Annotated in this window: 12 protein-coding genes, 1 tRNA gene and 1 pseudogene; 8 read left to right on the top strand and 6 right to left on the bottom strand. The window is 72.1% G+C overall.

The genetic code is table 11. The annotated features are described in order from the left end of the window. Window positions 1-16 precede the first annotated feature (16 nt). Entirely contained in the window at window positions 17-1,027 is a 1,011-nt protein-coding gene (locus Q8A52_RS25330; protein WP_316755757.1) for a bile acid:sodium symporter family protein, read from the top strand. On the opposite strand, the gene Q8A52_RS25325 is transcribed toward Q8A52_RS25330, so the two are convergent. From Q8A52_RS25325 to Q8A52_RS25315, 3 genes are all read right to left on the bottom strand, one after another. Next, window positions 960-2,213, bottom strand: a complete 1,254-nt coding sequence (locus Q8A52_RS25325; protein ID WP_316755499.1) for a DUF4185 domain-containing protein — start codon at window positions 2,211-2,213, stop codon at window positions 960-962. The genes Q8A52_RS25330 and Q8A52_RS25325 overlap by 68 nt on opposite strands. A 10-nt stretch (window positions 2,214-2,223) precedes the next feature. Continuing rightward, complete coding sequence (locus tag Q8A52_RS25320) at window positions 2,224-4,095, bottom strand: sialidase family protein (protein WP_316755497.1); 1,872 nt, start codon at window positions 4,093-4,095, stop codon at window positions 2,224-2,226. A 149-nt stretch (window positions 4,096-4,244) separates the two neighbouring features. Further along, the gene (locus Q8A52_RS25315) at window positions 4,245-5,162 is read right to left on the bottom strand and encodes a quinone oxidoreductase family protein (RefSeq protein ID WP_316755495.1); all 918 of its coding nucleotides are present in this window, start codon (window positions 5,160-5,162) and stop codon (window positions 4,245-4,247) included. Window positions 5,163-5,244: 82 nt separating this feature from the next. On the opposite strand from Q8A52_RS25315, the gene Q8A52_RS25310 reads away from it, so the two are divergent. Together Q8A52_RS25310 and Q8A52_RS25305 are read left to right on the top strand one after the other, a co-directional pair. Then, on the top strand, window positions 5,245-5,682 hold the full coding sequence (locus Q8A52_RS25310) for a MarR family winged helix-turn-helix transcriptional regulator (protein ID WP_316755493.1): 438 nt from the start codon (window positions 5,245-5,247) through the stop codon (window positions 5,680-5,682). Between the two features lie 19 nt (window positions 5,683-5,701). Continuing rightward, window positions 5,702-6,232, top strand: a complete 531-nt coding sequence (locus tag Q8A52_RS25305) for an isochorismatase family protein (protein ID WP_316755491.1) — start codon at window positions 5,702-5,704, stop codon at window positions 6,230-6,232. A gap of 110 nt (window positions 6,233-6,342) precedes the next feature. Here the strand turns inward: Q8A52_RS25305 and fdhD are convergent, their stop codons facing one another. Both fdhD and Q8A52_RS25295 read right to left on the bottom strand, forming a co-directional pair. Further along, window positions 6,343-7,191 (bottom strand): formate dehydrogenase accessory sulfurtransferase FdhD, encoded by an 849-nt coding sequence (gene fdhD, locus Q8A52_RS25300; RefSeq protein WP_316755489.1) that lies wholly within the window; start codon window positions 7,189-7,191, stop codon window positions 6,343-6,345. Between the two features lie 7 nt (window positions 7,192-7,198). Further along, window positions 7,199-7,486: pseudogene (locus tag Q8A52_RS25295) on the bottom strand (2Fe-2S iron-sulfur cluster-binding protein); the annotation flags it as partial. 185 nt (window positions 7,487-7,671) lie between these two features. Between Q8A52_RS25295 and Q8A52_RS25290 the strand changes: the two are divergent. The 3 genes from Q8A52_RS25290 to Q8A52_RS25280 all read left to right on the top strand — a co-directional run bounded on the left by Q8A52_RS25290 (window position 7,672) and on the right by Q8A52_RS25280 (window position 11,400). Beyond that, entirely contained in the window at window positions 7,672-8,619 is a 948-nt protein-coding gene (locus Q8A52_RS25290) for a beta-ketoacyl-ACP synthase III (protein WP_316755487.1), read from the top strand. A 155-nt stretch (window positions 8,620-8,774) separates the two neighbouring features. Beyond that, window positions 8,775-9,479, top strand: a complete 705-nt coding sequence (locus tag Q8A52_RS25285) for a GntR family transcriptional regulator (protein ID WP_316755484.1) — start codon at window positions 8,775-8,777, stop codon at window positions 9,477-9,479. 358 nt (window positions 9,480-9,837) lie between these two features. After that, window positions 9,838-11,400 carry an aldehyde dehydrogenase family protein gene (locus tag Q8A52_RS25280; RefSeq protein WP_316755482.1) on the top strand — a complete coding sequence of 521 codons (1,563 nt, stop codon included), beginning with the start codon at window positions 9,838-9,840 and terminating at the stop codon, window positions 11,398-11,400. Here the strand turns inward: Q8A52_RS25280 and Q8A52_RS25275 are convergent. Further along, window positions 11,390-12,292, bottom strand: coding sequence for an LLM class flavin-dependent oxidoreductase (locus tag Q8A52_RS25275; RefSeq protein WP_316755755.1), 903 nt, complete (start codon window positions 12,290-12,292; stop codon window positions 11,390-11,392). The genes Q8A52_RS25280 and Q8A52_RS25275 overlap by 11 nt on opposite strands. Window positions 12,293-12,388: 96 nt before the next feature. On the opposite strand from Q8A52_RS25275, the gene Q8A52_RS25270 reads away from it, so the two are divergent. Together Q8A52_RS25270 and Q8A52_RS25265 are read left to right on the top strand one after the other, a co-directional pair. Further along, a complete protein-coding gene (locus Q8A52_RS25270; RefSeq protein ID WP_316755480.1) occupies window positions 12,389-12,826 on the top strand; it encodes a MarR family winged helix-turn-helix transcriptional regulator in 438 nt (145 codons plus the stop codon). Window positions 12,827-12,949: 123 nt separating this feature from the next. Next, window positions 12,950-13,034: transfer RNA gene (locus Q8A52_RS25265), tRNA-Leu, on the top strand. Window positions 13,035-13,508: the final 474 nt, after the last annotated feature.

Raw genomic sequence — 13,508 nt, 5'->3', positions numbered from 1 at the left:
GCGCCGGCCGAGTCGGATGCCGATCGACCCGTACATCCTGCTGCTGCTCGGGACGGTGGGCATCGCCGCGCTCTTCCCGGCCCGGGGTACGGCCGCCGACGTGGCCTCCGGCGCGTCCACCGCCGCGATCGCCTTCCTGTTCTTCCTCTACGGCGCCCGGCTGTCCACGCGTGAGGCGCTCGACGGGCTGCGCCACTGGCGGCTCCACGTCACCGTCCTGGCCTGCACCTTCGTGATCTTCCCGCTGCTCGGTCTGGCCGCCCGCGCACTCGTGCCCGTGCTGCTCACCCAGCCGCTCTACCAGGGGCTGCTGTTCCTCACCCTCGTGCCCTCGACGATCCAGTCGTCGATCGCGTTCACATCGATCGCCCGCGGCAATGTGCCCGCCGCCATCTGCGCCGGCTCCTTCTCCTCCCTGGTCGGCATCGTGCTCACCCCGCTGCTGGCGGCGGCGCTGCTCGGCGGCAGCGGCGGCGGATTCTCCGCCGACTCCCTGATCAAGATCGTGCTGCAACTGCTGGTGCCGTTCCTCGCCGGCCAGGTGCTGCGCCCGTGGATCGGCGACTTCATCGCCCGCCACAAGAAGGTGCTCGGCCTGGTCGACCGCGGCTCGATCCTGCTCGTCGTCTACACCGCGTTCAGCGAGGGCATGGTCCAGGGGATCTGGCACCGGGTGAGCCCTGCGCGGCTGGGCGGACTGCTCGTCGTCGAGGCCGTGCTGCTCGCCGTGATGCTCGCCCTGACCTGGTACGGCGCCAAGGCGCTGCGCTTCGGGAGGGAGGACCGGATCGCCATCCAGTTCGCCGGGTCCAAGAAGTCCCTGGCCTCCGGACTGCCGATGGCGAGCGTCCTGTTCGGTGCGCACGCCTCCCTGGCCGTGCTTCCGCTGATGCTCTTCCACCAGATGCAGCTGATGGTGTGCGCGGTCATCGCCAAGCGCCGGGCACACGACCCCGAGGTCACGAGCCCGTCCGCGTCAGACGCAGGGTCACGAACCGCGGTCGGTACAGGTCCACGTTCCCGTTGATGCCGGCCGCGGCGGTCGTGGTCTCCAGCCAGTTGACGTCATAGCTGAGCACCAGCCGTCCGGCCCCGGCCCCGGCCCCGTGCCCGGCGCCGAGCGCCGGGTGCACCTGCGGGTTGTACGCGGCCACCTGGTCGTGCGGCAGCCGCGCGCCGAAGCCCCGGCCCGGTCCGTGCCAGGGGCCGGTGGGGGAGCAGGACCAGTACCAGGTGACCCTGGTCAGACCGGCCGTGCCCGCCGCCATGGTGAAAAGGACGTAGGTCCCCTCGTCCCGGACCACCGAGAACGCGCTGCCCACCCCGGTGCGACGCCCGTCCCCGAGCACCGGGCGCGCGGCGGAGGCGGACGCCCACGCCGAGCCGTCCCAGTACCGCCAGGCCCCCGGCTCGGCCAGCCTGCCCTCCGGCACCCGTGCCAGATAGGCCGACGAGGGGTGGCGGTCGGCCGCCTGGCCGTCGTCACCGCCGAAGACATACGTCCAGCCGCCCCGCGTGACGAGCGCGGTCCCGAACAGCACGCGCCGGGACGGGTCCGGCACCTGCTGCTGGTCGAGGACCCGTAGGACCGACTCCACCCGCAGGTCGGGCAGCGACAGCGTGGCGACCTCGGTGGCGCCGGGCACACCGTAGATCCACGGGTACTGACCGGCCGCCCGCACCCACAGCAGCACCCTGACGACGCTCTCGGCAGAGCCGGGGGTGCGCGGCTCGACACGGGCCGCGACCGGCCAGCGCCACTGGTTCGGAGCGGGGTCCGGGAACAGCGGGGCGGGAAGGGTGGCGGTGAGGCGGCCCCTGTCCATCACCACGGCCGAGTTGTGCACCATAGGGGCCGAGACGTCGCGCCAGGCGTGGGGTTCGCCCGAGGGATTGGGCGGACCGTGCACCTGGCCGAGGTAGGTGTCGGAGAACAGCCACAGCACCCGGCCGTCCGGCAGCCGCACCGAGTGGGTGCCGTCCCCGCCGGTCCAGTCGTCGGCCCGGGCCTGGTCGTCGCCGTACCGGGCGAATTCGCCGGTGAGCGCGTCGTCGTAGGTCCAGGAGGCGACCGTACGGGCCCCGCACCTGCCTCCGCCCTCCCCATGGCGGTCCTGGGGGAGGGCGGTGAGCAGCACGGCGGCGAGGACCAGGGTCAGCAGCAGGCCGACCCCGGTTCCCGTCCGTCGTCGTGCTCGTGCGTCCTCAGGCACCCCCGGGACGTTAGTGGCCGCCGCTCACATGGTCCATGGGCAGCCACAGCACGGTGTCCTTCACCGACCGGAGCGTCTGCGGGTCGGACAGCTCGTCGTCGGTCAGCGCGCGGTCCCAGACGTGGACGTCGTCGATGGCCCCGGTGAAGAAGGCCCGGCTGTCCATGCGCTGGCCGATGTGCACGCCGAACGGGGAGTTGCGGCTCACCGAGCCCGTCACATCGGCGACGGACGACTGCACACCGTCGATGAACAGCGACAGCCGGCCTCCGCCCCGGCGCAGCGCCAGATGGTGCCACTGGCCGTCGTTGTACGCGCCGGTGGTCCACAGTGACGCCGTGCGGACGGTCGACGCGCCCTCGCGCACGGTCATCAGGGCCCGCACGCGGTTGCTGTCCGGTTCGCCGCGCAGCCACACCTGCGGCTGCGTGGAGCCGATGCCGCCCATCCACAGCATCGGCTGCTCGCCGGTGGCGGCCGTGTACCTGAACCACAGCGACGCGGTGAAGTCCTCGGTGCCGAGCGGGAGTTCTTCGTGATACGGCAGACGTACGGCGTCGTCCACGCCGTCGAACTGCAGGGCGCCGCCCGACACTCCGTCGGTCTCCTCGGCGTCGCCGAGGACGGCCGCCCGCGGGGCGTGCCGGGCGCGGTCGGCAGTGGTCGGGTCGGGGCCGCGCCGGGGCTGGAGCCAGTCCTCGGTGAAGCGGGCGAATCGGATCTCGTCGCGCGCGTCGACCGCACCGCCCTCGTACATCAGGCCCACGGTGTCGTGGTCGACGCGCACCATGTCGGAGTAGCCGGACCAGTCCGTGGTGACGACCGTGCCGCGGTCCACGCTGTCCCAGGTCCGGCCGTCGTCGTAGGAGGAGCGGATCATCATGGTCCGGCGGCGGTCCGGGTCGCCGGGGCAGGACAGCAGGATGCGGTTGCCCAGACGCAGGGTCGAGCCCTGAACCTGCGGAGTGTAGAGGTCGGGGAGGTCCCGGAAGGGGGCGGCGAAGCTGTCGCCGCCGTCGCGGCTGACGGTCTGGGTGCGGTGGCCGAGGTCGGTGCCGTCCTGTTCGCGTCCGCTGACCAGGAGGGAGCCGTCGACGCGCTCGGTCAGGGTCAGTTCGGACGGCTTCTGCCGGAAGGTGCGGTCGGCGGCGATGGGCCAGCTGTCGGTGGCCCCGATCCGCCAGTGGTCGCCGCCGTCGTCGCTGACGATCAGCGCCCCGTGATTCGCGGAGACCCGGCTGCCGTCCCAGGTCTCGGTGTTGACGCCGAAGACCAGTCGGCCGGCGTCCTTGCCACGGGTGAGCTGGAGGCCGTGCACGGGGCCGGTCGCGTACCAGGAGTTCCAGTCCGCGGGCAGGATCTCGGGGCTCAGGTCGCGCGGCATGGACCAGGTCAGTCCGTCGTCGTCGCTGTACTGCAGATGCGGGGTGCGATCGCAGGGGACGGAGCAGCTGGCGGCGTCCGTACGGCCCGTGTTGTACGTCTCGGCCAGCAGGATGCGGCCGGTCTCGCGGTCCACGATGGGCGCCGGGTTGCCATGGGTGTCGCCCGCGCCTTCGGTGACCACCTGCAGCGGGCCCCAGGTGCGGCCGCCGTCGGTGGAGCGCTTCACCACGATGTCGATGTCGGCCGCGTCACCGCAGTTGAGGACACGTCCCTCGGCGAACGCGAGGAGCGTGCCGTCGGTGGTCTTCACCATCGCCGGGATGCGGAAACAGGCGTATCCCGGGTCCTGGGACGCCTTGAAGAGGATCTGCTGCTCGAAGTCGGGGGTGTCGGTGGCCGGTTGGGCGTGCGCCGGATTCGGCAGCACCGACAGCGCGGCCGCCGTGAAGGCGGCGGCCAGGGTGGCTCTCAGTCGTGCGCGGACTCTTGACGGCATGGTGCGACCTGCCCTTCATGCGTCGGAGGCACCGGGACATGAGTCATCCGGTCATCGGGACATTCGGACATCCGACGTCCAATGTGCGCTTCATCGACGGTAGTTGGGGCCTCGGGCGCCTCACAAGGAGCGTGCAGCCACTTCGAGGTTCAGGGGCGCAGCACCACCTTGCCGAGATTGCTCCGTGACTCGACGGCCTCGTGTGCCCGGGCCGCGTCCGCCAGCGCGAACTCCCCGTGCACAGCGGGCTTCAGCAGCCCGTCGGCGAACAGCCGCCACAGCTCCTGCCGCCACCGCTCGTACAGCTCGGGCTGCCCGCGGGCGATCAGCGCCGTCTGGAACCCGATGACCGACTTGGCGCCCACCAGCAGGTCGTGCGCCCGGATCGTCCCGCCGCCAGAGCTGTACGCCACCAGCCGCCCGCCCGGGGCGAGGGCGCCGATCGCCGGGGTGAGCAGATCACCGCCGACCGCATCCAGTACGAAGTCGACGGGCCGCCCCCAGCTCTCGTCGCCGTACAGGACGACGTCGTCGGCGCCGAGAGACCGCACGAAGTCCGCCTTGGCCCCGTCGGAGACGGCGCCCACCACCCGCCCCGCGCCCCGCAGCCGCGCCAGCTGCACGGCGAGGTGCCCGACCCCGCTCGCCGCGGCCGTGACCAGGACGGCCTCCCCCGGCGCGGGCCGTGCGGCGGCCAGGGCACCGAGGGCGACCAGACCGCTGCGCACCAGCGCGACCGCATCGACGAACGAAGCGCCGTCGGGCACGGGGCCGGCCATGGCCTCGTGCAAGGGGGCGAACTCGGCGTACCCGTGCCCGAAGCACAGCCCCGTCACCCGGTCGCCGACCCGGAAGCGCGTCACTCCCTCGCCGACCGCCACCACCTCACCGGCGATCTCGCCGCCCAGCGGGATCGGTTCGGCGGCCTCGGTGACCTTGCGGACGACGGGCAAGGTGACCCCGACCGCCGCACAGCGCACGAGGAGGTCGCCGGGCCCGGGCTCGGGCACAGCGGCCTCTTCCGCAAACAGCGGCCCACCGGTGGACTCGTACCGGACGCGACGCATCGCACCTCCAGAAGTCGTTGGTAGCCCCAACGGTACCCGGTATTCATTGGGGATCCCAACGTCTTTTCGCTAGACTCCGACCATGGCCGAAGCACCCCTGCCCGCGATCCGCTCCCTGCCCAGCTGGCTCCTCGGCCGTGCCGCCGCGCGCGGCCGCGCCCTGGTGGCCGACGCCCTGGCCGCCGAGGGCATGAAGATGTGGCATCACGTGGTGCTCTCCGCCGTCCGTGACCTGGCCCCCGTCGCCCAGGCCGATCTCGGCCGCGGCGTGCGGCTCGACCCGAAGGATCTGGTCGGCGTCCTCAACGATCTGCAGGCCGCCGGCCTCGTCGTGCGCGAGCCGGACCCCAGGGACCGCCGCAAGAACGCGGTGTCGCTCACCGAGGAGGGCGGCCGCCTGCTGAACCGCTGCGAGAAGGCGGCGCGCGAGGCGAACGACACGCTGCTGGCCCCGCTGTCGCCGGCCGAACGTGACCAGTTCATGGGCCTGTTGATCCGGATTTCCGGTACGGACGGCTGACGGCGGCTAACGTTCCGTCATGACCGCACCCCTAGCGCTCGATCCGGCGCGCACCGCACTCGTCCTCGTCGATCTGATGGACCGCATCGTCGCGCTGCCCCTGGAGCCCCGCAAAGGCACCGAAGTCCTCGTCGTCGCCGAGGAACTGGCGGACGCCTTCCGTTCGGCCGGGGCACTCGTCGTGCTCATTCGCGTCGAACGCCCCGGCGTCGCCGAGCAGCCGCCCGGCAGCGGACTGGTCGCCGGACTGCTGCGCGACGGCGACCTGGAGATCGTCAAGCGGACCATCGGCGGCTTCCAGGGCACGGACCTCGACGCGGGGCTGCGTCAACGCGGCATCACCACACTGGTGTTCGGCGGCATCGCCACCAACCTGGGCGTGGAGTCCACCGCCCGCGCCGCCCACGACCTCGGCTACGACCTGGTCTTCGTGGAGTCCGCGATGGCAGCGTTCACCACACCGGAACACGAAGCATCGGTACGCCTGGACTTCCCACGCCTGGGTTCGGTGGTGGCTTCGTCCAGGGAGATGCGTTTCAAGCCCAGCTGACCAGTCGGCGAGCCCGAACGTGCGGAAGCCCGAAGGGCTGAGGACGATCGGGCTCGCGACACCGGCAAAAGGCGCCCCGTAGGCGACCGGGCAAAACAGCGGCCAGCCGGTCAGGCCTGGGCGGTCGCAGGCTTCAGGGCAAGCCGGTGTGCACCCGCGTACACGTTCATGGAGCTGCCCCGCAGGAAGCCCACCAGGGTCAGGCCGGTCTCGGTGGCCAGGTCCACAGCCAGGGAGGACGGGGCCGAGACCGCGGCCAGCACCGGGATGCCCGCCATCACGGCCTTCTGCGCCAGCTCGAAGGAGGCCCGGCCCGACACCAGCAGGACGGTGCGGGACAGGGGCAGGTCCCCGTTCTGCAGGGCGCGGCCGATCAGCTTGTCGACCGCGTTGTGCCGGCCCACGTCCTCGCGTATGTCGAGGAGCTCGCCGCCCTCGGTGAACAGGGCCGCCGCGTGCAGTCCACCGGTCCGGTCGAACACCTGCTGGGACTCCCGCAGCCGGTCCGGAAGGCTCGCGAGCAGGGTGGGCTCGATGCGGACCGGGGGCGTGTCGGAGATCGGCCAGCGCGCCGTCGTACGGACCGCGTCGAGGCTCGCCTTGCCGCACAGTCCGCACGACGAGGTGGTGTAGACGTTCCGCTCGAGCGTGATGTCGGGAACGGCCACGTCCGGGGCGGTCCTCACGTCCACCACGTTGTAGGTGTTCGAGCCGTCGACGGTCGCGCCCGCGCAGTAGACGATGTTCCGCAGATCGGATGCGGCCGCCAGTACGCCCTCGCTGACCAGGAAACCGGCGGCCAGCGCGAAGTCGTCGCCGGGTGTGCGCATGGTGATCGCGAGGGGCTTGCCGTTGAGGCGGATCTCCAAGGGCTCCTCGGCGACGAGCGTGTCCGGGCGGGTGGTGACGGCGCCGTCCCGGATGCGGATCACCTTGCGTCGTTCCGTGACTCGTCCCATGTCCTGATCAGCCCCGGTTCTGTACGTGCTGGTGGCCGAAACGGCCCTTGATGCAGAGAATGCCGTGGGTCACCGCGGTGCCGTGCGGTGAGGTGACCTTCACGGTCTCATTCTCCTGCACGTGCAGGGTGAGGTGGCAGCCCGCTCCGCAGTACGCGCACACCTCGCCGCAGTCGCCGCAGTACACACTGGCGGAGCCGGTCGGCGGCGCGTCGTGCTCGACGGCGATACGGGCGTCGAAGCCACCGCCGGCGACGGAGATCGCGAAGGCGTTCTGCCGCTGGTCGCCGCAGGCTGTGGCGGCTAGGGGGCGCGCGTCACGGTTCTGGTGCCTGTAGGGGGATGGTCGGGCGTCCGAAGGTCTGATGGAAGCCGACAACCAGGGCGCCCGAATCCTGTGGCTTCGGCTGCCGCCGTACCCGTGAGTCACTGACAAGACTGGTGGATCCCGCAACCAACGGCAACGAGGGGGAGCCCCAGATGAACGGTGCGCGCATTGCCGCCGTCGGCCACTATCAGCCCGCCAAGGTACTCACCAATGAGGACCTGGCGGGCATGGTCGACACGAGTGACGCATGGATCCGCAGCCGGGTGGGCATCCGGACGCGGCACATCGCGGGGCCTGCCGAGCCCGTGGACGAGCTCGCCGCGCAGGCCGCCGCAAAGGCGCTCGCGGCGGCGGGGCTGACGCCCGGCGACATCGACTTGGTGCTGGTCGCCACCTCCACCGCGATCGACCGCTCTCCGAACACCGCGGCCCGCGTCGCGGCCCGGATCGGCATTCCGCAGCCCGCCGCCATGGACGTCAACGTCGTCTGTGCGGGGTTCACGCATGCGCTGGCCACCGCCGACCACACCGTCCGCGCGGGGGCCGCGACCCGCGCCCTCGTGATCGGCGCCGACAAGATGTCCGAGGTGACCGACTGGAGCGACCGCACCACCTGCGTTCTCGTCGGCGACGGGGCGGGGGCCGCCGTCGTCGAGGCGTGCGGGCCGGGGGAGGAGCCCGGGATCGGGCCCGTGCTGTGGGGGTCGGTGCCCGAGATGGGGCGCGCCGTGCGGATCGAGGGCACGCCGCCGCGGTTCGCGCAGGAGGGGCAGAGCGTCTACCGCTGGGCCACCACCCGGCTGCCGCCCATCGCCCGCCGTGCCTGCGAGAAGGCCGGCATCGCACCGGAGGACCTCGCCGCGGTCGTGCTCCACCAGGCCAACCTGCGCATCATCGAGCCCCTCGCGGAGAAACTCGGCGCCGTCAACGCCGTGGTCGCGCGTGATGTCGCCGATTCGGGCAACACCTCCGCCGCCAGCATTCCGCTCGCGCTCTCCAAGCTCGTCGAGCGGGGCGAGATCTGTGGCGGCGACCCGGTGCTGCTGTTCGGCTTCGGCGGCAACCTGTCGTACGCCGGTCAGGTCGTACGGTGCCCGTGAGGGGCCGTTCCGGCGGCTGACCGCTGCCCCAGGCGCGCCCCGTCAGCGCTCTGACGCACCCAACTCCCCCCTCTCGTAGCGTTTGTGCGTCGCAGACTGCAGACGAAGGACAATCGATACTGGGCTTGAGGGCTTGCCCAGGAGGGGGAGCGTGAATGTCGTCGACCGGACTGCCGCAGGGCGCGGTGCCCAAGCTCGAACGGCCCGGCCCGCTGCGCGACCGCGTCTACGAGGCCCTGCTCGAACTCATCACCACCCGCGCGCTGCAGCCCGGCCGGCACCTCGTCGAGAGCGAGCTCGCCGGGCAGCTGGGCGTCTCCCGCCAACCGGTGCGGGAGGCGCTGCAGCGGCTCAACACGCAGGGCTGGGTCGATCTGCGGCCCGCGCAGGGAGCGTTCGTGCACGAGCCGACCGAGGCGGAGGCCGACCAGCTCCTCACGGTCCGTACGCTCCTGGAGTCCGAGGCGGCCCGGCTGGCCGCCGCGAACGCGGCCGGTGCCGAAGCCGGGGCGCTGGAGGAGCTGTGCGCCGAAGGCGAGAAGGCCGTGGCAGCCGACGATGTGGTCGCCGCCGTCGCCCTGAACGCCCGCTTCCACGCCAAGATCATGGAGCTGGCCGGCAACGCGGTCCTCGCCGAGCTCGCCGGTCAGGTGGACCGCCGTGTCCGCTGGTACTACACACCGGTGGCCCGCCAGCGCGGCCGCCAGTCCTGGATCGAGCACCGCGCCCTCATCGCCGCCATCGCCGACCGCGACGAACAACGAGCCATCGACCTCATGCGCGAGCACACGGAACACACCCGACGCTCCTACCACGAACGGGCCCGGTCCCAGCCGGGCCGCCGCCGGACAGACCGCTGACCCCCCATCGACCGTCCGGCCGTCCTCCTGGACGGCCCCCACACCGAGCTGATCGTGCTGATCGGGGAGACCGGCGGGCGCTGGAGGCGGTGGGGGCGCAGGGGCGGGACGCCCACGGGAACGGCACGACTGGTGCTGGAGATCCTGGAAACCCGGTGAGACATCACCCGGGACTGAATCGGGACCACGGCCGTCGGCCAGGTGCCGGACGGCCAAGAGCTCGTCCCGGACGCGGCTCTCCCCTCCCCGCCCGAGTCCGCGTCTCCCGGCCCGAGTCCGCGTCGAAGCGGGCTCAGGCGTCGGGGACGACCCTTGCCACACCCCGCCCCGATCGCCGCCCCGAGAGCGGAGCAGACGAATGGCACCCACGCTCACCACCACCCGCCCCACCCTCACGCTGAAGCCCGGCACCTCCTGGAGCGACGCCTGGCGACGCTGCCTGGCCGTCGCCCCCGAGGCCTTCCGGGACGACCGCGTCCTCAATCTCTTCGGTGCCGCCTGGCAGCCGGACGGCCGTGCGCTGCCCGCGACCACCCCGGTCGACGGCAGCCCGATCGCGGGCGCGCCGCGACTGGACCGGGTCACCGCCCAGCAGGCCGTACGGGCCTCACTGGACCAGCACCGCGCCTGGCGGCATGTGCCGCTGGCGGAGCGCCGGGCCCGGGTCGCGGCCGCCCTCGACGCGCTGACCGAGCACCGCGAGCTGCTCGCGCTGCTGCTCGTCTGGGAGATCGGCAAGCCCTGGCGGCTCGCCCAGGCCGACGTCGACCGGGCGATCGACGGCGTGCGCTGGTACGTCGACGGCATCGAGCCGATGGTCGCCGGCCGGGCCCCGCTGGACGGGCCGGTGTCCAACATCGCGAGCTGGAACTACCCGATGAGCGTGCTCGCGCACGCCATGCTGGTGCAGGCGCTCGCGGGCAACGCGGTCATCGCAAAGACGCCGACCGACGGCGGCGTCGCATGTCTCACCCTGGCCTCGGCGCTGATCGCCCGCGAGGGCATCCCGGTCACCCTCGTCAGCGGCAGCGGCGGCGAGCTCTCGGAGGCGCTGGTCCGCGCGCCCGAGATCGGCTGCGTCTCCTTCGTCGGCGGCCGCGACACCGGCGCCGCGGTGGCCACCGCCGTCGCCGACCTCGGCAAGCGGCACGTGCTGGAACAGGAAGGGCTCAACACCTGGGGCATCTGGAACTTCTCCGACTGGGATGCGCTCACGGCCGTCGTGCCCAAGCTCTTCGACTACGGCAAGCAGCGCTGCACGGCGTACCCGCGCTTCGTCGTTCAGCGCACGCTGTTCGACGAGTTCCTGGCGGCCTACCTCCCCGCGGTCCGCAGGATCAAGGTCGGCCACCCGCTGGCCGTCGGGCACCCCGACGACCTGCCGCCCGAGCTGGACTTCGGGCCCGTGATCAACGCGGCCAAGGCCGGCGAGCTGCAGGCCCAGGTCGCCGAGGCCATCGACCGGGGCGCCGTCCCGCTGCACCGCGGCAGCCTGTCCGAGGCCCGCTTCCTGCCCGGCCAGGACACCTCGGCGTACGTCCAGCCGGTCACGCTCCTGGGCCCGCCCCCCGCTTCCCCGCTGCACCACGCGGAGCCGTTCGGCCCGGTCGACACCATCGTCCTGGTCGACACGGAGGCGGAGCTGCTCGCCGCGATGAACGCGTCCAACGGCGCTCTGGTCGCCACCCTCTCCACCGACGACCGGGACACCTACGACCGGCTGGCCCCGCAGATCCGCGCGTTCAAGGTCGGTCACGGCAAGCCCCGCTCCCGCGGCGACCGCGACGAGCTGTTCGGCGGCTTCGGCGCCTCCTGGCGCGGCGCCTTCGTCGGCGGCGAGCTCCTGGTGCGCGCGGTGACGCAGGGCCCGGAGGGGGAGCGGCTGCCCGGCAACTTCCCGGACTACCAGCTCATGCCGTGAGTCCGGACCCGGTGGCGCCGCTCGCGGACGGGCGCCACCGGGCGATGATCTCGTCGGCCAGCCAGCGGGCCACTCCCTGCGGGTAGGGACGCGGCAGGCTGAGCACGATGTGGTTCATCCCGGCAGCGACGAGCGCGGCGACCGTCTCACGGGTCGCCGCCGGGTCGTCGTACGAGACGAGGACCTGCACCGAGCGTGTGATGTCCGACGGATCGCGGCCCAGCTCGGCGCAGTGCGCATCCAGCACCCGGGCGCGCTCGGCGACGAAGTCGACGGTGTTGTGCGGCGGTCCGGGCACGTTCCAGATGCCGGCGTGCTCGGCGACCAGCCGCAGCAGCCTTGTGCCCCAGCCGCCGATGAGCAGCGGCGGGCCGGGACGCTGCACCGGCCCCGGCTGGTTCCGGGTGCCCTTCAGCCGGTAGTGGCGGCCGGTGTAGTCGAAGACGTCCCGCGTCCACATCAGCTTCAGGATCTCGACGGCCTCCGTCAGCCGCGCGATGCCCTCGCCGGGCGGGACGAGGGAGAGGCCGTACGCCTCGTACTCCGCGATCGCCGGATTCTCGCCCGGTATCCCGCCCGCGCCCGGTGGCTGGTGCGTGCCGCCGACCCCGAGGCCCAGGACGAGCCGCCCGCCCGAGATCACGTCCACCGTGGAGGCCATCTTGCCGAGCACGGCCGGCGGTCGGATCCGGTTGCTGGTCACCAGCAGCCCCAGGCGCAGCCGCCGGGTCTGGGCCGCGAGCGCGCTGAGCAGCGTCCAGCCCTCGTGGATCTGGCCGTCCTTCGGCCCCGCCACGGGCAGCAGATGGTCCCAGAGCCAGGCGTCCGCTATCTCCGGCACCGCGTCGGCCTCCAGCCAGACGCGGCGGATGTCCTCGTACGGCACGTGCATGGGGGTGGTCTTGATGCCGAAGCGCACATTCGTCACAACCGTCAGCTTACACAATCATCAGCAGCACTGACGATCAGTTCTCGCTACAGTCTCCGCATGGACAGCGATCAGCCGCCGACCCCGCTGGAATCCCGGCTCGGCTACCTCCTCAAGCACGCCCAGGCCGGGCTGACGCGTGCGTCGGCTGAGGCCCTTGCGCCGTACGGCGTGGACGGCCATGAACTGGCGGTGCTTGTGGTGCTCGCCGGCGACGAGCCGCTGTCGCAGGTCGAGGTGGCCGGACGGCTCGGCGTGGACCGCACGACGATGGTGTCGCTGATCGACTCCCTGGAGGACCGCGGCCTGGTGGGGCGGAGGCGCAGCCCGCAGGACCGCCGCCGCAACATCGTCGAGCTCACGCCCGCGGGCCGGGACTGCCTGCGGGGGGCCGAGGAGGCGCGCCGGATCGCGGAGCGGCGCTTCCTCGCTCCGCTCGACGAGGAGACGGCCGCGACACTCGTCCGCGCCCTCCGGATCCTGGTCACGTCGACGTAGCCGCCCCGGCACGCGAGGTGACCTCGCTCACCGGCGGATATGCAGGTGAAACGCACTCCGAAACCTTGGTATTGTTGTCCATGTCGCCGCCGGGAACAGCCCCGGCAAGGCGGCAGACACCTGGTCCGGGTGGCGGAATGGCAGACGCGCTAGCTTGAGGTGCTAGTGCCCTTTATCGGGCGTGGGGGTTCAAGTCCCCCCTCGGACACAACGCACAACGCTTGACGATACGGTGACGAGGGCCTCGACCTAACGGTCGCGGTCCTCGTTGCGTGTTCGTGGCTGATAGTGATGCCCAGGGCGTCGTGCGCTTCGATGGTGGCGGAGAGCCGGTCGGGGGCGAAGGCCCGGGCGATCCACCGGTCCAGGGCCTGGCACACGACGTCTTCCCGCAGGTAGACGGTGCGCGGGTGGGTGAGATCGGGATAGAGGGCGGCTTCTTCCTCTTTGAACTCGCAGCGGTAGTGGACGCGGCTGCGGATGGTGGCGGGCTGCATCTTGCGCCCGCACAGGCTGGGCTGCACCGGACCCGGCCGCGCAGAGCGTAGGGGCGTGCGCCCCGCTTGTCGGCGCGCTCCTGCCGCCCCTGGTTGCGGGCGCGCTGTGTGCGCACGGTGCGGGCGGCATCGAAAAGATCAGGGCTGATGATCGCTTCGTGGGCGGGGTCGTTGGAGTGGACCCT

Source organism: Streptomyces herbicida (assembly GCF_032656585.1).
Taxonomy (GTDB): Bacteria; Actinomycetota; Actinomycetes; order Streptomycetales; family Streptomycetaceae; genus Streptomyces; species Streptomyces herbicida.
Note: the sequence above shows the minus strand (reverse complement) of the source record. Positions and strands in the feature narration are given on the sequence as shown.